This is a genomic window from Xanthomonas chitinilytica (assembly GCF_026107455.2).
In the GTDB taxonomy this organism is placed as follows: Bacteria; Pseudomonadota; Gammaproteobacteria; order Xanthomonadales; family Xanthomonadaceae; genus Stenotrophomonas; species Stenotrophomonas chitinilytica.
Window position 1 is genome coordinate 173,369 of the sequence record NZ_JAPCHY010000005.1, and the last position, 21,576, is coordinate 194,944.

Below are 21,576 nucleotides of genomic sequence, written 5' to 3' on the forward strand. Positions count from 1 at the left end.
GCGGCCCAGTCCCACACGGAACCCACGATGGCCAAGACCACGGGCAAGCCCCGCACCGCCTATGTCTGCAGCGAATGCGGCGCCGAGTACAGCAAGTGGCAGGGCCAGTGCGGCGAATGCGGCGTGTGGAACGCACTGGCCGAGATCGTGCTGGAAAGCGCGGTCGCGGCGAAGTCGCCGGCCTCGCGCCGCAGCGGCTGGGCCGGCAAGGTCGAGGCGCCGAAGATCACCGCGCTCAAGGACGTGCAGCAGAGCGAGCACGCCCGGGTTTCCACCGGCATCGGCGAATTCGACCGCGTGCTCGGCGGTGGCCTGGTCGAGGGTGCGGTGGTGCTGGTCGGCGGCGACCCGGGCATCGGCAAGTCCACGCTGCTGCTGCAGGCACTGGCGAGGATGGCCGCGCAGTTGCCGGTGCTGTACGTCACCGGCGAGGAATCGCTGGCGCAGGTGGCCGGCCGCGCGGTGCGGCTGGACCTGCCGCTGGAAGGCCTCAAAGCGCTGGCCGAGACCGGCATCGAGCACATCCTGCAGCACGCCGCCGCGGCGCGGCCGAAGCTGATCGTGGCCGATTCGGTGCAGACGCTGTGGACCGAGACCCTGACCGCCGCGCCCGGCTCGGTCAGCCAGGTGCGCGAGAGCGCGGCGCGGCTGGTGCGCTATGCCAAGGAAACCGGCACCGCGGTGTTCCTGGTCGGCCACGTCACCAAGGAGGGCGGCATCGCCGGCCCGCGCGTGCTCGAGCACATGGTCGATGCGGTGCTGTACTTCGAGGGCGAGAGCGGCAGCCGCTTCCGCGTGCTGCGCGCGTTCAAGAACCGCTTCGGCGCGGTCAACGAGCTGGGCGTGTTCGCGATGGGCGAGAAGGGGCTGAAGGAAGTGCCCAACCCGTCGGCGATCTTCCTGTCCGGCGGCAGTACCCGCCAGCCCGGCAGCTGCGTGATGGTCACCCGCGAGGGCACCCGGCCGCTGCTGGTGGAAGTGCAGGCGCTGGTCGATTCCTCGCCGCTGTCCAACCCGCGCCGGGTCGCGGTGGGGCTGGAGCAGAACCGGCTGGCGATGCTGCTGGCGGTGCTGCACCGCCATGGCGGGGTGGTGGTCGGCGACCAGGATGTGTTCGTGAACGTCGTCGGCGGCATCCGCGTGCAGGAAACCGCGGTCGACCTGCCGGTGCTGCTGGCGGTGCTGTCCTCGCTGCAGGACCGGCCGCTGGCGGAAAAGACCATTGCGTTCGGCGAGGTCGGGCTGTCCGGCGAGATCCGCCCGGTGCCCAACGGCGAGGAGCGCCTGCGCGAAGCGGCGACGCACGGCTTCAGGCGCGCCATCGTGCCCAAGGCCAATGCGCCCAAGGCCGGTACGGTGAAGGGCATGGAAGTGATCGCGGTGGAGCGCCTGTCGCAGGCGCTGGAAGCCGCGGAATGAGCCTGTTTGCCCGAGGCGGGTCAGCGGCCGGATGCGCCGGCAAGCCTTGGCAAGCGCATGCATCCTCGGCGATGATCGCGCGCTCTCAAACGTGAATAGGGAAACCCAATGGATTGGATGCTGTTGCCGTTCAAGCGTTACGTCGATTTCGAAGGGCGCTCGCGGCGGACGGAATACTGGATGTTCCAGCTGTTGCTGGCGGTGGTTTACATGGTGCTGCTGGGGCTGATGTTCTTGGGCGTGGCGATGGGCAGCGAGCAGGAACCCGGTGGCTTGTTCTGGGTGGGCCTGGTGCTGGTGGTGTTGTTTGCGCTGGGCACCTTTCTACCTGCGTTGGCGGTGCAGGTGCGGCGCTTTCACGATCAGGACAAGTCCGGTTGGTTCGTCCTGCTCGGCTTCATCCCGTGGGTGGGCGGATTGATCGTGCTCATCTTCATGTGCCTGCGCGGGACCATCGGCCCGAACCGTTTTGGCGAGGATCCGTTGACGGATTGACCGGCGAGGCTGCCGGCCAGCGGCCGGCACCGCCTTCAGCGGCTGCGCCCGAGCACCAGTTCGATGACGAACTGGCTGCCGAAGAACGCCAGCAGCAGCAGCGCCATTGCGGTCAGCGTCCAGTGCACCGCCTTGGCGCCACGCCAGCCATAGCGGCGGCGGCCGATCAGCAGGGTGCCGAACACGATCCACGACAGCACGCTGAGCACGGTCTTGTGCACCAGCTTCTGTTCCAGCAGGTCGTCCACGAACAGCACCCCGGTCACCAGGGTCAGGGTGAGCAGGCTGAAGCCGACGGTGATGGTGCGGAACAACAGCGATTCCAGGTCGTTCAGCGGCGGCAGCGCGCGCAGCCACGGGCGGAAGTCGCGCTGGCGCAGGGCGCGTTCCTGCAGCCACAGCATGATCGCCAGCAGCGCGGCGATGCTCAGCGTGGCGTAGGCCAGCAGCGCCAGCCAGGCGTGCGAGGCCAGTTGCCAGCCCAGCGCCTTGCTCGGTTCATGGCCATAGGCGTGGTACACCGCCAGCAGGGTCGCCGCCATCGGGAACACCACCACGCCGAGTGCGGCCATGCGGCCGCGCGCACCGACCAGCGCGGTGACGCCCGCCATGCCCAGGCCCACCAGCGACAGCGCCGCGAAGAAGTGCATGTCCGGGCCGCCGTCGGTGCGCAGCGCGACCAGCAGGTGGTAGATGCCGTGCATCGCCGCCGCGCCGGTGGCCGGCCACAGCCAGGCACGCGAAAGCGGCGCCTGTTCGCCGCTCACCGCGCGGATCAACAGGGCGGTGGCGAGCAGGTACAACAGGATGGCGATGAGAACGATTGTCATTTTTCCAGTGTCGCACAACGGGATGGTGACGGACCGCGCCGGGGCGGTCAGGGCCGCCGGGCTGCGGCCACGGTGCTATTCTGGCGTCATCATCGGCGGCAGAGGAAATCCATCATGCATGCTTCGAGTGTAATGGGCCCGGTCGGACACAGTCCCTTGTGGAAGGTGTTCTGGTTGTACGGTGTGATCCCCAGCAACCTGCTGTGGGGCGTGGTGCTGTGGATGCTCTCGCACGGCGGCTATCCCGGCGCGACCCTCGGCCTGCTGGCGTTCCTGCTGCTGTACACCGCCTGGATCGTGGTCGCGGTATGGCGCGCGGCACCCAACGCCGGCGACCCGCGCTATGGCGTGGTGGCGCGCACGCTCACCGTGGCGTGGGCGCTGAACACGGTGCTGATGGTGTTCTTCCTCGGCCTGCAGCTGCTGCGCTGAGCCTCAGCCGAACTGGACGATGCCGCCGTCGCGGTCGAAGACGGCAAAGTCGGCGACGCGGCCGTTGTTGATCGCATTGACCATGAACCGCAAGGGCTGCGCCGCTTCGTCGCTGCCGGGTGCGATACCGGCGCGGCCGCTCAGGCTGCTGACGAACAACAGGTCCCAGTCCAGCCCGGTATTGGCCGATTCGGCCGCCAGCGCCTCGAAACTGGCCACTTCCGACGGCGCCTTGTCCACGCACAGGCAGGGCGACAGGGTGCCGCCCTCGCGGCGTTCGAAACGCTCGCGCTGTTCGGCGGTGGCGGCTTCGGGCAGTTCGACGCGGGCAAAGACGAACAGCAGGCGTTGAGGCTCGGGCTGCTGGCGGGCGGCGCGGAGCAGGTCGTTGAAGCTGGAAAGCTGCATGGTGTCTGGCGGGTTGCGGAACGGTGGCCAGACGCTAGCACGGGTATCGCCGGTTCCGGGGCGCGGCTCCCGGGAATCGGACGATGGCTTGATGCGGATCAAGCAAAGTTGACGTGGGCAGGACTAAGCTGTGCCGCAAGCAGGGATGCTCCTGCGACGTCTCCAAGTCCACTCGCCTGGGTTCTCCGGAATATGGCGGATGGGCCGTGGCATCGGCCACCGGGTCGGCGAGGAAACGAGCCGGCCTCCCAATATCGGAATGGAGTGAAGATGAAGGCTCTAGCCGATCGCCACGGGCGGTCCTTCCCGTACCTGCGCCTGTCGCTGACGGAGGCCTGCAACTACCGCTGCAGCTATTGCCTTCCCGATGGCTACCAGGCCGATGGCCGCCCGCGCTTCCTTGAGCGCGACGAGGTGGTGCGGCTGGTCAAGGCCTTCGCCGCGCTGGGGATGCGCAAGATCCGCCTGACCGGCGGCGAACCCAGCCTGCGCAAGGATCTGCCGTCGATCATCGCCGCGGTATCGGCGGTGCCGGGCATCGCCAGGGTCGCGCTGACCACCAACGGCTGCCTGCTGCCGCGCCACGTGGGCGTATGGCGCCAGGCCGGGTTGACCGCGCTCAATGTCAGCCTCGACAGCCTCGATCCGGCGCGTTTCCACGCCATCACCGGGCATGACCGCTTCGCCGAGGTCAGCGAGGGCGTGGAGCAGGCGCTGCGGCTGGGGTTCGACTCGGTCAAGCTCAACGCGGTGCTGCTGCGCGGGGTCAACGACGACGAGCTGCCGGGCTGGTTCGACTACCTGCGCCAGCGCGACATCGCGGTGCGCTTCATCGAACTGATGCAGACCGGCGACAACGCCGAATTCTTCGCGCGCCACCACGTGCGTGCGCAGGCGCTGGAGCAGCGGCTGCTCGACGGCGGCTGGCGGCTGCGCGAGCGCGCATCCGATGCCGGCCCGGCGCGCGAATACGAGCACGCCGGCTACCGTGGCCGGATCGGCATCATCGCGCCGTATTCGCGCGATTTCTGCGCCGGCTGCAACCGCCTGCGGGTGACCGCGCGCGGCGACCTGCGGCTGTGCCTGTTCGGCGACTTCGGCATCCCGCTGCGGCCGTTGCTGCAGTCCGACGCCGACCAGGATGCGCTGGTCGCGCGCATCGCCACCCAACTCGGCCTCAAGGCCGCCGGCCACGGCCTGCACCAGGGCAACACCGGCATCACCCCGCACCTGGCTTCGATCGGAGGATGAACCGCAACATGAGCATGGAACCCGCCGCCGCCTTCCACATGGCCGACATCCGCAACAAGCGGCCCACCCGCCGCCGCGCGGTGGCGATCGGCGAACTGCTGGCCGGGCCGGTGGCCTGGCCGATGATCGTCGAGCGCCGGCTGCCCAAGGGCGATGCGCTGGTCATGGCCGAGATCGCCGGCCTGCAGGGCGCCAAGCAGGCCTCGGCATTGATGCCGCTGTGCCATCCGCTGCCGCTGGAACTGGTGCGCGTGCGCTGCGAGCCGATCCCCGAACGGCAGGCCATCCGTGTCTACTGCGAGTGCGCCACCGAGGCGCGCACCGGGGTGGAGATGGAAGCGCTGGCCGGCGCCAACGCGGCGCTGCTGACGCTGTACGACCTGAGCAAGCCGGTGGAGCCGGCGCTGGCCATCGGCGGCATCCGCCTGCTGTTCAAGGAAGGCGGCAAGAGCGGGTTGTGGATCCACCCCGACGGCATGAGCGAGGCCGACCGCGCGCACTACCGGCCGCGCGATCTGGCGCGGCTGGACGGCGTGCCGTGCGCGGTGGTCACGCTCAGCGACCGGGCCAGCCGCGGCGAATATGCAGACGAATCCGGCCCGGTGCTGCAGCAGGGGCTGCGCCGCCTGGGCGGCGAGGTGCGCGATACGCCGGTGCTGGCCGACGGCATCGAGCCGTTGGCCTCGCAGCTGCAGGCGCTGGCCGCCGCCGGCATCCGCCTGTGTCTGTGCACCGGCGGCACCGGGTTGGGACCGAACGACCTGACGCCCGAGGCGTTGCGGCAGGTGGGAGGACGCCGGGTCGAGGGACTGGCGGAGATGATCCGCAGCGAGAGTGCCCGGCATACGCCGCTGGCCTGGCTGAGCCGCGCCGAGGTGGTGCAGGTGGGCGGGATGCTGGTGGTCGCGCTGCCCGGCAGCCCGCGTGCGGCGCAGCAGGGCATGGACATCCTAGCCCCGCTGCTGGCGCATGCGCTGGCGATGATCGACGGCAGGCCGCACGCATGATCGGCTACGACGAAGCGCTGGCGATCATCGACGGCAACTGCGCGGTGCTGCCGCGCGAGCGCATCCCGGCCTCGCAGGCCATGGGACGGGTGCTGGCGATGGCGGTCGACAGCCCCGACGACCTGCCGCCGTTCGCCAACTCGGCCATGGACGGATTCGCGCTGCGGGCGGGGACCGGCATGTTGCCGGCAGGAAGCGAATTCATCGTCGCCGGTGCCTGCGCCGCCGGCGACGGCCAGGCGCAGGGCGGCGAGGGCGCCTGGGAAATCATGACCGGCGCCTGCGTGCCCGACGGGCTGGATACGGTGGTGCCGGTGGAACAGGTGGAAGTGCTCGGGCGCGATGCGCAGGAGCGTCCGCAGCGGATCCGGCTGCGGGCCGATGTCGCGCCGGGCCAGCACCTGCGCCGGCGCGGCGAGGACGTGCGGCAGGGCACGCAGGTCGTCGCCGCCGGCCAGTTGCTGCGGGCGCCGCACCTGGCGCTGCTGGCGGCGCTGGGCGTGGCCACGGTGGAAGTGGTGGCGCGGCCGCGGGTGGCGCTGATCAACACCGGCCGCGAACTGGTGGACAACCCGGTGCAACCGCTGGAGCCGGGCCAGATCCGCGACAGCAACGGCCCGCTGCTGGCCGCGCGGCTGGCGGCGGCCGGGGCCGAGCTGGTGCACCAGCAGGTGGTGGGCGACGAGCCGCAGGCGTTCGAGGCCGCGCTGCAGGCGGCGCTGGCCGCCGGCGCCAACGTGCTGCTCAGCACCGGCGCGGTGTCGATGGGGCGCTACGACTTCGTGCCCGATACCCTGCGCGGGCTGGGCGCGCGGATCCATTTCCACAAGGTGCGGGTGCGCCCCGGCAAGCCGCTGCTGTTCGCGCGGCTGGCCGGCGGGCAGCTGTACTTCGGCCTGCCCGGCAACCCGGTATCCAGCGCGGTGGGGCTGCGGTTCTTCGTTGAACCGGCGCTGCGCGGCCTGCTCGGGCTGCCGCCGGAGCGGCCGCTGCGGGTGCCGCTGGCCACCCCGGCCGGCAAGCCGGTGGCGCTGCGCCGGCACCTGAAGGCGCGGCTGGTCTGCGACGGGCAAGGGCAGCTGCAGGCGCAGGTGCTGGCCGGGCAGGAGTCGTTCCGGATCGCGCCGCTGCTGCAGAGCAACGCCTGGGCGGTGATCGCCGAGGATGCCGGCGAGGTGCCGGTGGGCGGCCTGGTGGACATCTATGGCCCCGGGCATCTGCAAGGGGCGCAACCGGAGGGGATGGCGGAATGAAGGTGGAAGTGAGTCTGTTCGGCGCGTTCCGTGACTACGAGCCGAGCGCGCAGGTGACGCTGGAACTGCACGACGGTGCGCAGGTGTCCGACCTGCGCGCGGCGCTCCATGAACATGCGCAAGCGCATTGGCCGGCATTCCGGCCGGGGTTGCTGCAGTACTCGGCGTTCGCCAGCGAAACCAGCGTGCTGCGCGAGAACGAACCGCTGCCGGCCGATGGCCGCATGGCGGTGCTGCCGCCGGTCAGCGGAGGCTGAGCATGTCCAGGCATCATTGCGCGGTGGTCGACGTGGCCCGGGGGAAACTCGATGTGGCCGCGGCCATCGAATTCGTCTCCGACCCGGGATTCGGCGGCATCAACCTGTTCGTCGGCCGGGTGCGCGACCTCAACCATGGCCGTGCCGTCACCGGCATCAGCTACGACATGTTCGACGCATTGGCGCTGAACGGATTCGCCGAGATCGCCGCGCGCGCCGAGGCCGAATTCGGCCCCGGGCTCAAGCTGTACATCGCCCACGCCAAGGGCCGGCTGGCGGTGGGCGACCTGGCGGTGGTGATCGCCGCCGGCACCCCGCATCGCGACGAGGCCTTCCGCGCCTGCCGCCAGGTGATCGAGGCGGTCAAGCACACCAGCCCGGTGTGGAAGCAGGAACACTACGAGGACGGCGACAGCGTCTGGAGCGAGGGCTGCTCCCTGTGCGGGCACGAAACCGTGGCGGTCGACGCCGGCCAGGACCCGCCCGGACATGCAGGCCATGACCGGCACTGACACGGCCTGGACCGGCGTGGTGCTGGCCGGCGGCCGCTCCTCGCGCATGGGCCGCGACAAGGCGCTGCTGCAGTGGCGCGGACGATCGCTGCTGCAGCACATGCAGGCGCTGCTGCGCGAGGCCGGCGCCGCGCGGGTAGTGGTCAGCGGCGACCATCCCGGCGACCACGAAAGCGTGCCCGACCGGATCCGCGACATCGGTCCGCTGGGCGGCGTGGCCAGCGTGGCCGAGGTGCTGCCCGATGGCGTGCTGCTGCTGGTGCCGGTGGACATGCCGCTGCTGACGCCGGCGCTGCTGGCGGCGCTGGCGGCGGCCGACGGCGATTGCGTCTGCCATGACGGCTACATGCTGCCGATGCGATTGCGTCTCGATAACCGCCTGCGCTCCCGGCTGGGGCAGATGCCGCAATGGCCATCGTCGGCACGGTCGTTGCGCGGGCTTCACGCCGCCATGGGTGGAATCCACCTTGCGCTGCCGGCGGACGGCAGCGGGCAATTGGCCAACTGCAATACCCCCGGGCAATGGCAGGAACTGGCGAGATGAAGATCCAGATGCAGCGGCAGAGCCTGCGGTTGCGGGTCAGCGAGCAGCAACTGGCGGCGCTGCGGGCCGGAGAGGCGGTGGAAAACCTCACCCGGCTGGCTCCCGGCGCCGTCTGCCGGCAGGTGGTGACGGCAACCGACGATGGGCCGGCATGCCTGGAGATTTCTCCGGTGGTATGGTCGCTGCGTCTGCCGCGCCAGGCGCTGGAGGCCTATGCCGCACGACTGCCATGCCGGGAAGGCCTGGGATTTGCGTTACCGACAGGTGACGAAGAAGTGCTGCAGGTCAGTTTCGAGGTCGATGTGCGCGACAGCGTACGCCATCGTGGAACGGCAAAGCGGAAACCGGCGCCCGATGGCGACGATGAAAGGACGGTTTGATTAACGTCAAGGACGATGGCTGCGGGGCTCCATAAGCTGTTGGCAAGCAATGCACGGACGGGGTGAATCCCCGGCGGAGTGGGCCTAGATGGCCTCCTCCAGGCGGTCGCCACGATCTCCGGCAGGATTGACAGAAGGCGGATTCCATGGGTACGCGACAGGACGGTATCGTTCGAAGTAGTGGCGCGGTCATCGACGACTGGAGGCCGGAGGATCCGGCGTTCTGGCAGGGCGGTGGGCAGCGTATCGCCACCCGCAACCTGGCCATCTCGGTGCCGGCGTTGATGTTCGCATTCTCGGTATGGATGCTGTTCTCCGCGGTGGCGATCAACCTGCCGCAGGTCGGGTTCGCCTTCACCACCGACCAGTTGTTCTGGCTGACGGCGCTGCCGTCGCTTTCCGGCGCGACCCTGCGCATCTTCTATTCCTTCATGATCTCGCTGGTCGGCGGCCGCCGCTGGACCGCGATTTCCACCGCCTCGCTGCTGATTCCCACGCTCTGGCTGGGATTCGCGGTGCAGGACACGTCCACGCCGTACTGGCACTTCGTCGCCATCGCCATCCTGTGCGGGCTGGGCGGCGGCAACTTCGCCTCGTCGATGTCCAACATCTCGTTCTTCTACCCAAAGAGCAAGCAGGGCATGGCGCTGGGCGTCAACGCCGGGCTGGGCAACGTCGGCGTGTCGGTGACCCAGTTCCTGGTGCCGCTGGTGATCGGTGCCGGCGTGTTCGGCGCCATCGCCGGGCAGCCGCAGCTCACCGCCGACGGCAAGCAGATCTTCCTGCAGAACGCGGGATTCGTCTGGGTGCCGCTGGTGGCCCTCTGCAGCATCGCCGCCTGGTTCGGCATGAACGACCTCAGCGCGGCCAAGTCCTCGTTCGCCGAGCAGGCGGCGATCTTCAAGGAAAAGCACAACTGGCTGATGTGCTGGCTGTACATCGGCACGTTCGGCTCGTTCATCGGCTTCTCGGCCGGCTTCCCGATGCTGATCAAGTCGCAGTTCCCCGAAGTGAACCCGATGACCTACGCCTTCCTCGGGCCGCTGGTCGGCGCGCTGATGCGCTCGGTCGGCGGCTGGATGGCCGACCGCTGGGGCGGGGCGCGGCTGACGTTCTGGGTGTTCGTGCTGATGATCTCCGCGGTGTTCGGCGTGCTGCACTACCTGCCGCACGGCGGCCAGGGCGGCAACTTCCACGGCTTCCTGGCCTGCTTCATGGCGCTGTTCGTGCTGACCGGCATCGGCAATGCCACCACGTTCCGGATGATCCCGGTGATCTTCCGCACGCTGCACGAGCGCCGCTCGGCCGGCGGCGACGACGAGGCCAGGACGCATGCGATGCGCCAGGCCGGCATCGAGTCGGCCGCGGTGATCGGGTTCAGCTCCGCCATCGGCGCCTACGGCGGCTTCTTCATCCCCAAGAGCTACGGCTCCTCGATCACCTTGAGCGGCGGCCCGGAGTGGGCGCTGTACGGCTTTATCGCCTTCTACGTCACCTGCCTCGCCGTCACATGGTGGTTCTACTACCGCCGCGGCGCGGAAGCGCCTTCCTGAGCGTTGGTCGCCGCAGGCGCGCCCCCGGGCGCGGTTCCATCCGTGGAGTGACATCCAGCTGAAGTTTGCCAGGAGATGTATCGATGAGTTATTTCCTAGACCGCTTGCAGTTCTTCAAGCGCAATCCGGCTCCCTTTTCCGACGGGCACGGCGTCACCAGGAGCGAGGACCGCGACTGGGAGAACGGCTACCGCGCGCGCTGGCAGTACGACAAGATCGTGCGCTCCACCCATGGCGTGAACTGCACCGGTTCGTGCAGCTGGAAGATCTACGTCAAGAACGGGCTGGTGACGTGGGAAACGCAGCAGACCGACTACCCGCGCACGCGTCCGGACCTGCCCAACCATGAACCGCGCGGCTGCCCCCGCGGCGCCAGCTATTCCTGGTACCTGTACAGCGCCAACCGGCTGAAGTATCCGCTGGTCCGCGGCGCGTTGCTGCGGCTGTGGCGCGAGGCGCGCAAGACGATGGCGCCGGTGGATGCCTGGGCCAGCATCGTCAACGATCCGGAGAAGGCGAAGAGCTACAAGTCGCGGCGCGGCATGGGCGGCTTCGCCCGGGTGGGCTGGGAAGAGGCCAACGAGATCATCGCCGCCTCCAACCTGCATACGGTGAAGCAGCATGGCCCCGACCGCGTGGTCGGCTTCTCGCCGATCCCGGCGATGTCGATGGTGTCCTACGCCTCCGGCGCGCGCTACCTGTCGCTGCTGGGCGGCGTGTGCCTGTCGTTCTACGACTGGTACTGCGACCTGCCGCCGGCCTCGCCGCAGATCTGGGGCGAGCAGACCGACGTGCCCGAATCGGCCGACTGGTACAACAGCCGTTACATCATCGCCTGGGGCTCGAACGTGCCGCAGACGCGCACGCCCGATGCGCACTTCTTCACCGAGGCGCGCTACAACGGCACCAAGACCGTGGCCATCACCCCCGACTATTCGGAAGTGGCCAAGCTCACCGACCACTGGCTGCATCCCAAGCAGGGCACCGACGCGGCGCTGGCGTTCGCCTTCGGCCATGTGATCCTGAAGGAATTCCACGTCGACAAGCCGGCCGAGTACTTCATCGAGTACTGCCGCCAGTACACCGACATGCCGCTGCTGGTGCGGCTGGAGCGTCGCGCCGACGGCCGCCTGGTGCCCGAGCGCTTCCTGCGCGCCAGCGACCTGGGCGGGCTGGGCGAGAGCAACAACCCCGAGTGGAAGACCCTGGCCTGGGACGAGAACAACGGCGAGATCGTCGTGCCCAGCGGTTCCATCGGCTTCCGCTGGGGCGAGAAAGGCAAGTGGAACATCGAGCAGAAGGACAGCAGCGGGCGCGAGACGCGGCTGCGACTGTCGCTCAAGGATGCCAACGACGGCATCGAGGCGGTCAGCTTCCCGTACTTCGGCGGCATCGAGCACGACCGCTGGACCGCCTCCCGCTTCGACGAGATCCTCGAGCGCAACATCCCGGTGCGGCGGCTGCAGCTGGCCGACGGCAAGCAGTGGGAAGTGGCGACCGTCTACGACCTGCTGATGGCGCAGTACGGCGTGGACCGCGGCTTCGGCGGCGGCAACGTCGCCGCCAGCTTCGACGACGACCTGCCGGGCACCCCGGCATGGCAGGAGAAGATCACCGGCGTGCCGCGCGGCGACGTGATCGAGATCGCGCGCGAGTTCGCCAACACCGCGGCCAAGACCCGCGGCCGCAGCATGATCATCGTCGGCGCCGGCATGAACCACTGGTTCCACAACGACATGAACTACCGCGGCCTGATCAACATGCTGATCATGTGCGGCTGCATCGGCCAGACCGGCGGCGGCTGGGCGCACTACGTGGGCCAGGAGAAGCTGCGGCCGCAGACCGGCTGGCAGCCGCTGGCATTCGGCCTGGACTGGAGCAAGCCGCCGCGGCAGATGAACGGCACTTCGTTCTTCTACTTCAATTCCGACCAGTGGCGCTACGAGAAGCTGGAGATGAAGGAGATCCTGTCGCCGCTGGCCGATCCGGCCAAGTACAGCGGCAGCCAGGCCGACTTCAACCTCAAGGCGGTGCGCATGGGCTGGTTGCCGAGCGCGCCGCAGCTGGACCGCAACCCGCTGGGCATCGCCAGGGCGGCCGAAGCCGCGGGCGTCGCGCCGGCCGACTACGTGGTGCAGCAGATGAAGCACGGCATGCTGGACTTCGCCTTCGCCGACCCGGATGCGCCGCAGAACTTCCCGCGGGTGATGTTCATCTGGCGCTCCAACCTGCTCGGCTCTTCGGGCAAGGGCCACGAGTACATGCTGCGGCACCTGCTGGGCACCCGCCACGGCGTGCAGGGCAAGGACCTGGGCGAGCGCGGCGCGCTCAAGCCCGAGGACGTGAAGTGGCGCGACGAGATCCCGGAAGGCAAGCTCGACCTGCTGGTCACGCTGGACTTCCGCATGTGCACCACCGCGCTGTATTCGGATGTGGTGCTGCCCACCGCCACCTGGTACGAGAAGAACGACCTCAACACCTCGGACATGCACCCGTTCATCCACCCGCTGTCCAAGGCGGTGGACCCGGCCTGGGAGTCGCGCAGCGACTGGGACATCTTCAAGGGCGTGGCGCAGTCGCTCAGCGCGATGGCGCCGGGCGTGCTCGGCGTGGAGAAGGACGTGGTGCTGACCCCGGTGCTGCACGACACCCCCGGGGAGCTGGCAATGCCGCTGGGCGTGCAGGACTGGAAGAAGGGCGAGTGCGAGCCGATCCCCGGCAAGACCATGCCGTCGATCACGGTGGTCGAGCGCGACTACCCGAACCTGTACCGGAAGTTCACCTCGCTGGGCCCGCTGCTGGACCAGCAGGGCAACGGTGGCAAGGGCATGAACTGGGACACGAAGGACGAGGTCGCCTTCCTGGGCGATCTCAACCGCCGCGTGCTGGAGCATGGCGTCAGCCAGGGGCGTCCGAACATCGATACCGCCATCGACGCCTGCGAGGTGATCCTGCACCTGGCACCGGAAACCAACGGCCATGTCGCGGTCAAGGCATGGGAGTCGCTGGGCACGTTCACCGGCCGCGACCACACCCACCTGGCGGTCGGCAAGGAGCACGAGGCGATCCGTTTCCGCGATATCCAGGCGCAGCCGCGCAAGATCATCTCCTCGCCGATCTGGTCGGGGCTGGAGGACGAGCACGTCAGCTACAACGCCTGCTACACCAACGTGCACGAACTGATCCCGTGGCGCACGGTCACCGGCCGCCAGCAGTTCTACCAGGACCACGAGTGGATGATCGCCTTCGGCGAAGGCTTCATGAGCTACCGCCCGCCGGTCGACACCAAGACCATCGAGCCGTTGCACAACAAGCGCGGCAACGGCAACAAGGAGATCGTGCTGAACTGGATCACCCCGCACCAGAAGTGGGGCATCCACAGCACCTACAGCGACAACCTGATCATGCAGACGCTGTCGCGCGGCGGCCCGATCGTGTGGCTGAGCGAGACCGACGCGCGCGAGGCCGGGATCGAGGACAACGACTGGATCGAGCTGTTCAACGTCAACGGCGCCATCGCCGCGCGTGCGGTGGTCAGCCAGCGGGTGATGGCCGGCATGGCGATGATGTACCACGCCCAGGAACGCATCCTCAACGTGCCCGGCTCGGAGATCACCGGCACCCGCGGCGGCATCCACAACTCGGTCACGCGGGTGGTGCTCAAGCCCACGCACATGATCGGCGGCTACGCGCAGCTGGCCTACGGCTTCAATTACTACGGGACCTGCGGCACCAATCGCGACGAGTTCGTGGTGGTACGCAAGATGGACAGGATCGATTGGTTGGATGGCGAAGCACAGGGAGGTGCGAGTGCCGCGGGTGCGGGACGCGCGGGTGCGGCCGAAGCCGCGCCGGCTTCCGCCAAGGAGGTGGTGTGATGAAGGTCCGTGCCCAGATTGCGATGGTGTTGAACCTGGACAAGTGCATCGGCTGCCACACCTGCTCGATCACCTGCAAGAACGTATGGACCTCGCGCGAAGGCGTCGAGTACGCCTGGTTCAACAACGTCGAGACCAAGCCCGGCATCGGCTACCCGAAGGAATGGGAGAACCAGGACAAGTGGAACGGCGGCTGGGTGCGTACCGGCTCCGGCAAGCTGATGCCGCGCGCCGGCGGCCGCTGGCGGATGCTGGCCAAGATCTTCGCCAATCCCGACCTGCCGCAGATCGACGACTACTACGAGCCGTTCGACTTCGACTACCAGCACCTGCACAAGGCGCCGGAGCTCAAGCACCAGCCGACCGCGCGCCCGCGCTCGCTGATCAGCGGCCAGCGCATGCAGAAGATCGAATGGGGCCCGAACTGGGAGGAGATCCTCGGTACCGAGTTCGCCAAGCGCGCCAAGGACCGCAACTTCGACAACGTGCAGAAGGAAATCTACGGCGAGTTCGAGAAGACCTTCATGATGTACCTGCCGCGCCTGTGCGAGCACTGCCTCAACCCGGCGTGCGTGTCGGCGTGCCCGTCCGGCGCGATCTACAAGCGCGAGGAGGACGGCATCGTGCTGATCGACCAGGACAAGTGCCGCGGCTGGCGCATGTGCGTGTCGGCCTGCCCGTACAAGAAGATCTACTACAACTGGAAGAGCGGCAAGTCGGAGAAGTGCATCTTCTGCTACCCGCGCATCGAGATGGGCGAGCCCACCGTGTGCTCGGAAACCTGCGTCGGCCGCATCCGCTACCTGGGGGTGATGCTGTACGACGCCGACCGCATCGAGGCCGCCGCCTCGGTGCCGGCCGAGCAGGACCTGTACCAGGCCCACCTGGACATCTTCCTGGATCCGTTCGACCCGGAGGTGATCGCCGCCGCGCGCAAGGAAGGCATCCCCGACAGCTGGCTGGAAGCGGCCAAGGCCTCGCCGGTCTACAAGCTGGCCATCGACTGGAAGCTGGCGCTGCCGCTGCACCCGGAATACCGCACGCTGCCGATGGTGTGGTACGTGCCGCCGCTGTCGCCGATCCAGTCCGCCGCCGAGCGCGGCCGCGTGGGCATGAACGGCGAGTTGCCGGACGTGGCCTCGCTGCGCATCCCCGTGCGCTACCTGGCCAACCTGCTCACCGCCGGCGACGAGAAGCCGATCGTCACCGCGCTGGAGCGGCTGATGGCGATGCGCGCCTGGCGTCGCGCGCTCAACGTCGACGGCGTGGAGGACCACGCGGTGCTGCAGCAGGCCGGGCTGACCGCGGCGCAGGCCGAGGAGATGTACCGCTACCTGGCCATCGCCAACTACGAGGACCGCTTCGTGATCCCGAGCGCGCACCGCGAGTACGCCAACGACGCCTTCGGCGAACGCGGCGGCTGCGGCTTCACCTTCGGCGACGGTTGCCACGGCAGCAGCCCGGCCGACCTGTTCGGCCAGCGCAAGACCACCACGTTCGCGGTGCAGCCGCGGCGCAAGCCGGAGGTGGTCGAATGAGCCTGTTGAAGCTGGTGGGGGTGCTGCTGGACTATCCCCGCGACGAGATGTGGGAGCACCGCGACGAACTGCTCGCCGCGGCCGACCACCCGGCGCTGCCCAAGCATCGCCGCGCCGACCTGGCGCGGTTCGTGCGGGGGCTGCTGGATGGCGACCCGCTGCAGGCCCAGGACGACTGGCTGTCGCTGTTCGACCGCGGCCGCTCGATGAGCCTGCTGTTGTTCGAACACATCCACGGCGAATCGCGCGACCGCGGCCAGGCGATGGTGGACCTGATCGACGCGTACCGTCGCAACGGTTTCGAACTGGACGCGCGCGAACTGCCGGACTACCTGCCGCTGGTGCTCGAGTACCTGCAGCAGCGGCCACAGGAGGAGGCGCGCGACTGGCTGCAGCACGTGGCCCATATCGTCGCGCTGCTGGCCGCGCGCGCCGAAGAACGCAGGAGCCCGTACGCGCTGCTGTTCACGATCCTGCTCGAATACGCCGACGGCAAGGTCAACCTGGAGGTGATGCGCGAGCGCGCCGCCCAGGAGCCGCGCGACGACACTCCCGAGGTCATGGACCGGTTGTGGGAGGAGGAGGCGGTGCGCTTCGGTGCCGAAGCGCCCGACGAGAACTGCTCCCCGCCGACCCGCTCCCCCGCACGCCCCGCCGCAGCCAGACAGGTGCAGCCATGAAGCACTACCTCCACCAGTTCGCTTTCCAGATCTACCCCTACATCGCCCTGGCGGTGTTCTTCATCGGCAGTTGGGCGCGCTTCGACAAGTCGATGTACACCTGGCGCACCGGCTCCAGCCAGCTGTTGTCCGACCGCGGCATGCGCATCGGCAGCAACTGCTTCCACATCGGCATCCTGGCGATCCTGGGCGGCCATCTGGTCGGCCTGCTGACCCCGCACTGGCTGTACGAACACTTCATCACCGCGCCGCAGAAGCAGTTGATGGCGATGGTGGTGGGCGGCCTGTTCGGGCTGCTGTGCCTGGTCGGCATCAGCATCCTGACGGCGCGCCGGCTGTTCAATCCGCGGGTGCGCGCCACCGGCACCCTGGGCGACACGCTGGTGCTGCTGCTGATCTTCGTGCAGCTGCTGCTGGGGCTGTTGAGCATCTTCTATTCCGCCGGCCACATGGACGGCGGGGTGATGATCATGCTCGGCGAATGGGCGCAGCACATCGTCACCTTCCGCTGGGGCGCGGCCGACTTCATCACCGACGTGTCGTGGGTCTACAAGCTGCACGTGTTCCTGGGCATGACCCTGTTCCTGGTGGCGCCGTTCACCCGCCTGGTGCACGTGTGGAGCATCCCGCTCAGCTACCTGTGGCGGCCCTACCAGGTGGTGCGTCGGCGCCAGGCCACGTTGGACTACGGCAGCAAGGAGCGGTGATGAGCCCGGCCAGACCCGCGATGCGCACCCTGCCGATCACCATCATCGACTCGCAGCAGCCGGTGGCGCAGGAGGCGCACGCGCATCATCACGACCACGCCGAGGACGGGCCGCGTTCGCTCGGGCAGCCGGCGCCCTGCCTGCTGTTCGTCGGCGACAGCGCGATCAGCGAGGCCGACATCGCCCGCGAGATGCAGTTCCACCGGGCGATGCGCCCGGAGCAGTCGCGGGCCGATGCCGCGCGCGCGCTGGTGGTGCGCGAACTGCTGCGGCGCGAGATCGAGCGCCTGGGGCTGGAGGCCGAAGCGCAGCCGGTGGGCAGCGAGTCGGCCGAGGAGGCGCAGATCCGGGTGCTGCTGGAACGCGAGATCGAGGACCGGGTGCCGGACGAACAGGATTGCCGGCGCTACTTCGAACAGAACATCGAGCGCTTCCGCTCGCCCGACCGCATGCGCGTACGCCACATCCTGCTGGGGGCGGCTGCCGACGACGTCGAGGGGCGCTTCCGCGCGCGCAGCGAGGGCGAGCGGTTGATCGCCGAGCTGAAGGAGAACCCGGTGCTGTTCGCCGATTTCGCCCTGCGCCATTCCGACTGCCCGTCGAAGACCGGGGGCGGCGAGCTGGGCTGGCTGCAGCGCGGGCAGACCACGCCCGAATTCGACCGCCAGCTGTTCCGGTTGCGGGCCGGGCTGGCCGCGTTCCCGGTGGAGTCGCGCTGGGGCTACCACGTGGTCTGCGTCGACGAGGTGGAGCCGGGGCAGCCGCAGACATTCGAGCAGGTGCGCCAGCAACTCTCGGACTACCTGGAGCTGCAGTCGCGCCAGCGCGAGCTGCAGCGCTACCTGCTGCTGTTGCAGGAGCGCTACGACGTCCGCGGCCTGGAGGAGATCGAAGCGGCCGCGGACTGACCGCCAGCATTGCATGCAGGACTTTCGCCGGAGGCTCCGCCGCGGGAGGGGAGGGGGCATCCGGCAATGGGCCGGGGCGGCGGTATCCGCGGACCGGCGACACACTCCCCCACAACTGGAAACACGACCATGTCGGATCTTTCGCAGGTAAGCGGCGGCCAGCAGCAACGGGCGCTGTGGCTGAGCACGTTCGCCTTCACCATCTGTTTCGCAGTGTGGATGATCTTTTCGATCATCGGCATCCAGATCAAGCAGCAGCTCGGTCTCAACGACACCCAGTTCGGCCTGCTGATCGCCACCCCGGTGCTCAGCGGCTCGGTGCTGCGCATCTTCCTGGGCGTGTGGGCCGACCAGATCGGCGGCCGCAAGGTGCTGACGGCGGTGATGCTGTGCGGCGCCATCGCCACCTGGCTGCTCACCTACGCCCACACCTACATGCAGTTCCTGGTCGCGGCGCTGTTCGTCGGCATCGCCGGCAGCTCGTTCTCGGTGGGCGTGGCCTATGTCTCCAAGTGGTTCCCGGCTTCCAGGCAGGGCACCGCGCTGGGCATCTTCGGTGCCGGCAACATCGGCTCGGCGGTGACCAAGCTGCTGGCGCCGATGGTGATGGTGGCCGCCGGCTGGATGATGGTGGCCAAGCTGTGGGCGGTGGGCCTGGCGGTGACGGCGGTGCTGTTCTACCTGTTCAGCCAGGAGGATCCGTCGCTGGCCGAGCGCCGCAAGTCCGGGGTCAAGCCGATGCCCTTCAGCGAGCAGATGGCGCCGCTGAAGAACCTGCAGGTGTGGCGCTTCTCGCTGTACTACTTCTTCGTGTTCGGCGGCTTCGTGGCGCTGGCGCTGTGGCTGCCGCGCTACCTGATCGGCGCCTACGGCATGGACGTGGCCACCGCCGGCGTGCTGGCGGCCTGCTATTCGATCCCGGCCAGCCTGTTCCGGGTGGTCGGCGGCTGGATGTCGGACCGGATGGGCGCACGCAAGGTGATGTACTGGACCTTCGGCGTGTCGGTGATCTGCACCTTCCTGCTGGCCTATCCGGACACCCAGTACATCGTGAAGGGCATCGAGGGCGACATCGCCTTCCACCTGGCGATCGGCGTGGTGCCGTTCACCGTGCTGGTGTTCGTGCTGGGTTTCTTCATGTCGCTGGGCAAGGCTGCCGTGTACAAGCACATTCCGGTGTACTACCCGCAGTACGTCGGCTCGGTGGGCGGTGTGGTCGGCATGATCGGCGGGCTGGGCGGCTTCCTGCTGCCGATCGCCTTCGGCGCGCTCAACGACCTCACCGGCATCTGGACCAGCTGCTTCATGCTGCTGTTCGTGCTGGTGGCCTGTGCGCTGGTGTGGATGCACTTCGCGATCCGTCGCATGGAGCGCAGCCATTTCCCGCAGATCGGCGGCGAGACCGACCTGCCGGAGATCATGCAGGCGGCGGCGAGCGAGCGCGGCCGGCGTTGACCAGTGCCCGCCATGCGCGGCGCGAGGCGCCGAAGAAGGCGGCGCTCCAGGTGACCAGCGCCACGCACAGGAATACCACCGGCAGCGCCGCCAGGAAGGCGAAGTCCATCGCCAGCATCAGCTCGTGGGTGCTGGCGGCGTACATGCCCAGCGGGAACACCGCGCCCCAGTACAGCGGGTCGTACTGCAGCGGAAAGCGCTTGTAGAAATGGCGCCAGATGCCCAGCACCAGCAGCATCGGGATCCACCAGGTGCCGGTGGCCCAGTAGAACACCGTGAATCCCTTGAGGAAGGGCAGCAGCGACAGCAGGAACGGCGCCTGGCCGGCGTTGACGATCAGCAGCGAACCGGCCAGCGTCGAGATCGCCATCGCGCCCATGTTGATCCAGTACGGCGGCGACAGGTCGTCGGGCCGGAAGCGGAAGAAGGTGTAGCGGTAGAAGATCAGCGACATCATCCAGATGTAGAGCATTCCGCCCCACAGCCACATCGACAGCGCGAAGAAATTCATCTCCAGCTTCCACGGCTGGCCGATGCGCGCGGCCAGCAGCGCACTGAGCACGGTCACCGACTGGGTGGCCACCACCGCCAGCAGCCAGCCGCCGTTGATCCCGCGGTCCAGCGGCGGGTTGTTCTCCTTGATGGTGAGGATGGTGAAGATTGCATAGGTGAACAGCAGCCACAGCACCACCGCCAGCCCCCACAACGCCATCCCCAGCGCCAGGTTGCCGGTCAGCAGCAGGCACTGGCTGCCGAACACGCCGGTGGCGGCGACCACGGTGAAGTAACCCGGTCCACGCAGGTGGTCGCCGAGGTCGGCGGCCACCGCGCGCGGATGGCGCTTCAGCCGCAGCAGGTACAGCACCCACAGCAGCGGGTACAGCAGCGTATTGAGCGCGAACAGCGACCGCGACAGCCATTCCACGCCGAGCATGTGGCTGGCGATGGAGATGATGCCGGTAGCCATGACCATGCCGAAGTACGCCGGCGACAGGCCTTCCAGGGCAGAGGCAGAGGCAGGGGCGGACGGGGCGGTGGGCATCGACCTTTCCTTCGCTGCGGCAGTACGGCGATGGTGGCATATGCGGCGTGGCGGGGCCGCCGGCCGGATGCGGCAACCCTGCCGTGGGGCGACTAAGATCAACGGGTGTCGCAGCCCGGCATCGCCGGGGCAGCCGGCGACATCGAATCCAGGAACCGCAGATGCCAGACACCACCCTCCAGAACCTGCAGCCGTTGATCGACCTGCGCGGCAACGGCACCAGCCTCACCCCGGCGCGTGCGCGGCTGCTGGAGGCGCTGGCGCAGCACGGTTCGATCAGCGCCGCCGCGCGCGCGGTGGGCATGAGCTACAAGGGCGCGTGGGATGCGATCACCGCGCTGAATTCGCTGGTGGGCAGCCCGTTGGTGGTGGCCGAGACCGGCGGCGTGGGCGGCGGTGGCGCGCACCTGACCAGGACCGGGCAGCGGGTGCTGGCCTTCCACCGCGCCCTGGGCGCGCTGCAGCAGCGGGTACTTTCCGGTGCCGGCGACCTCGACCTCGATCAACTCCTCAAACGGATGGACAACCTCATGCTCAGGACCAGCGCACGCAACCAGTACGAAGGCACCGTCAGCGCCCTGCAGCGCGGTGCGGTCAACAGCGAGGTCACCCTGGCATTGCCGGGCGGCGACCAGGTGGTGGCGGTCATCACCAACCACAGCGTCGACGAACTGGGACTGGCGGTCGGTGGCAGCGCGGTGGCGCTGATCAAGGCTTCCTTCGTGCTGCTGGCCGCCGATGGCGTGCGCAGCAGCGCCCGCAACGCCTTGCCCGGCGTGGTGGTGGCATGCCGCAAGGGAGCGGTGAATGCCGAGGTGGAGCTGGAACTGAGGGCCGGGCTGCGGCTGGTGGCCACCATCACCAACGAGAGCGTGGATGCGCTGGGGGTGAAGGAGGGGGCGCGGCTGACGGCGCTGGTGAAGGCGTCGCAGGTGATCCTGGCGGTGGCGGCCTGAGGGCCGCTTGCGGTCTTGCGGGAGCCTGGCCGGCGGGCGTTTTTTCCATGCCCGCACCGCCTGCTTTCATG

At 68.5% G+C, this 21,576-nt stretch carries 21 protein-coding genes and 1 riboswitch; of the genes, 18 read left to right on the forward strand and 3 right to left on the reverse strand.

The features are described from left to right. The first annotated feature begins 27 nt into the window (after positions 1–27). Together radA and OK345_RS08370 are read left to right on the forward strand one after the other, a co-directional pair. Positions 28–1,419, forward strand: a complete 1,392-nt coding sequence (radA, locus tag OK345_RS08365) for a DNA repair protein RadA (protein WP_265127474.1) — start codon at positions 28–30, stop codon at positions 1,417–1,419. A gap of 108 nt (positions 1,420–1,527) precedes the next feature. Continuing rightward, positions 1,528–1,914, forward strand: coding sequence for a DUF805 domain-containing protein (locus OK345_RS08370; protein WP_265127475.1), 387 nt, complete (start codon positions 1,528–1,530; stop codon positions 1,912–1,914). Positions 1,915–1,949: 35 nt separating this feature from the next. On the opposite strand, the gene OK345_RS08375 is transcribed toward OK345_RS08370, so the two are convergent. Next, the gene (locus OK345_RS08375) at positions 1,950–2,744 is read right to left on the reverse strand and encodes a cytochrome C assembly family protein (protein WP_265127476.1); all 795 of its coding nucleotides are present in this window, start codon (positions 2,742–2,744) and stop codon (positions 1,950–1,952) included. 114 nt (positions 2,745–2,858) lie between these two features. Between OK345_RS08375 and OK345_RS08380 the strand changes: the two genes are divergently transcribed. Beyond that, positions 2,859–3,176 (forward strand): hypothetical protein, encoded by a 318-nt coding sequence (locus OK345_RS08380; protein ID WP_265127477.1) that lies wholly within the window; start codon positions 2,859–2,861, stop codon positions 3,174–3,176. Positions 3,177–3,179: 3 nt separating this feature from the next. Here the strand turns inward: OK345_RS08380 and OK345_RS08385 are convergent, their stop codons facing one another. Continuing rightward, on the reverse strand, positions 3,180–3,584 hold the full coding sequence (locus OK345_RS08385) for a ribonucleotide reductase subunit alpha (protein ID WP_265127478.1): 405 nt from the start codon (positions 3,582–3,584) through the stop codon (positions 3,180–3,182). Positions 3,585–3,733: 149 nt separating this feature from the next. Beyond that, a riboswitch (molybdenum cofactor riboswitch) is annotated at positions 3,734–3,866 on the forward strand. Between OK345_RS08385 and moaA the strand changes: the two genes are divergently transcribed. The 14 genes from moaA to OK345_RS08455 all read left to right on the forward strand — a co-directional run bounded on the left by moaA (position 3,855) and on the right by OK345_RS08455 (position 19,507). Then, positions 3,855–4,835 carry a GTP 3',8-cyclase MoaA gene (moaA, locus tag OK345_RS08390; protein ID WP_265127479.1) on the forward strand — a complete coding sequence of 327 codons (981 nt, stop codon included), beginning with the start codon at positions 3,855–3,857 and terminating at the stop codon, positions 4,833–4,835. Its footprint overlaps the riboswitch before it by 12 nt. A gap of 8 nt (positions 4,836–4,843) precedes the next feature. Beyond that, positions 4,844–5,842 carry a bifunctional molybdenum cofactor biosynthesis protein MoaC/MoaB gene (gene moaCB, locus OK345_RS08395; RefSeq protein ID WP_265127480.1) on the forward strand — a complete coding sequence of 333 codons (999 nt, stop codon included), beginning with the start codon at positions 4,844–4,846 and terminating at the stop codon, positions 5,840–5,842. Continuing rightward, positions 5,839–7,095 (forward strand): molybdopterin molybdotransferase MoeA, encoded by a 1,257-nt coding sequence (locus OK345_RS08400; RefSeq protein ID WP_265127481.1) that lies wholly within the window; start codon positions 5,839–5,841, stop codon positions 7,093–7,095. The genes moaCB and OK345_RS08400 overlap by 4 nt, the downstream gene beginning before the upstream one ends. Beyond that, the gene (locus tag OK345_RS08405; RefSeq protein WP_265127482.1) at positions 7,092–7,352 is read left to right on the forward strand and encodes a MoaD/ThiS family protein; all 261 of its coding nucleotides are present in this window, start codon (positions 7,092–7,094) and stop codon (positions 7,350–7,352) included. The genes OK345_RS08400 and OK345_RS08405 overlap by 4 nt, the downstream gene beginning before the upstream one ends. Positions 7,353–7,354: 2 nt before the next feature. Next, on the forward strand, positions 7,355–7,864 hold the full coding sequence (locus OK345_RS08410) for a molybdenum cofactor biosynthesis protein MoaE (RefSeq protein WP_265127483.1): 510 nt from the start codon (positions 7,355–7,357) through the stop codon (positions 7,862–7,864). Continuing rightward, positions 7,851–8,408 (forward strand): molybdenum cofactor guanylyltransferase, encoded by a 558-nt coding sequence (mobA, locus tag OK345_RS08415; protein ID WP_265127484.1) that lies wholly within the window; start codon positions 7,851–7,853, stop codon positions 8,406–8,408. The genes OK345_RS08410 and mobA overlap by 14 nt, the downstream gene beginning before the upstream one ends. Continuing rightward, positions 8,405–8,788 (forward strand): hypothetical protein, encoded by a 384-nt coding sequence (locus OK345_RS08420; RefSeq protein WP_265127485.1) that lies wholly within the window; start codon positions 8,405–8,407, stop codon positions 8,786–8,788. Before mobA ends, OK345_RS08420 begins: the two co-directional genes overlap by 4 nt. A gap of 146 nt (positions 8,789–8,934) precedes the next feature. Next, positions 8,935–10,341, forward strand: coding sequence for a NarK family nitrate/nitrite MFS transporter (locus tag OK345_RS08425; protein ID WP_265127486.1), 1,407 nt, complete (start codon positions 8,935–8,937; stop codon positions 10,339–10,341). Between the two features lie 83 nt (positions 10,342–10,424). Further along, positions 10,425–14,219, forward strand: coding sequence for a nitrate reductase subunit alpha (locus OK345_RS08430; RefSeq protein ID WP_265127487.1), 3,795 nt, complete (start codon positions 10,425–10,427; stop codon positions 14,217–14,219). Continuing rightward, positions 14,219–15,757, forward strand: coding sequence for a nitrate reductase subunit beta (gene narH, locus OK345_RS08435; protein ID WP_265127488.1), 1,539 nt, complete (start codon positions 14,219–14,221; stop codon positions 15,755–15,757). Before OK345_RS08430 ends, narH begins: the two co-directional genes overlap by 1 nt. Then, a complete protein-coding gene (gene narJ / locus OK345_RS08440; protein WP_265127489.1) occupies positions 15,754–16,437 on the forward strand; it encodes a nitrate reductase molybdenum cofactor assembly chaperone in 684 nt (227 codons plus the stop codon). The genes narH and narJ overlap by 4 nt, the downstream gene beginning before the upstream one ends. Continuing rightward, on the forward strand, positions 16,434–17,144 hold the full coding sequence (gene narI, locus OK345_RS08445) for a respiratory nitrate reductase subunit gamma (protein WP_265127490.1): 711 nt from the start codon (positions 16,434–16,436) through the stop codon (positions 17,142–17,144). The genes narJ and narI overlap by 4 nt, the downstream gene beginning before the upstream one ends. Further along, positions 17,144–18,052 carry a peptidylprolyl isomerase gene (locus OK345_RS08450; RefSeq protein WP_265127491.1) on the forward strand — a complete coding sequence of 303 codons (909 nt, stop codon included), beginning with the start codon at positions 17,144–17,146 and terminating at the stop codon, positions 18,050–18,052. The genes narI and OK345_RS08450 overlap by 1 nt, the downstream gene beginning before the upstream one ends. A gap of 129 nt (positions 18,053–18,181) precedes the next feature. After that, positions 18,182–19,507 carry an MFS transporter gene (locus OK345_RS08455; protein WP_265127492.1) on the forward strand — a complete coding sequence of 442 codons (1,326 nt, stop codon included), beginning with the start codon at positions 18,182–18,184 and terminating at the stop codon, positions 19,505–19,507. Here OK345_RS08455 and OK345_RS08460 read toward each other — a convergent pair. Beyond that, a complete protein-coding gene (locus tag OK345_RS08460) occupies positions 19,470–20,549 on the reverse strand; it encodes a tellurite resistance/C4-dicarboxylate transporter family protein (RefSeq protein ID WP_265127493.1) in 1,080 nt (359 codons plus the stop codon). The genes OK345_RS08455 and OK345_RS08460 overlap by 38 nt on opposite strands. Before the next feature lie 161 nt (positions 20,550–20,710). On the opposite strand from OK345_RS08460, the gene OK345_RS08465 reads away from it, so the two are divergent. Continuing rightward, positions 20,711–21,505 (forward strand): TOBE domain-containing protein, encoded by a 795-nt coding sequence (locus OK345_RS08465; RefSeq protein ID WP_265127494.1) that lies wholly within the window; start codon positions 20,711–20,713, stop codon positions 21,503–21,505. The last annotated feature ends 71 nt before the right edge of the window (positions 21,506–21,576 follow it).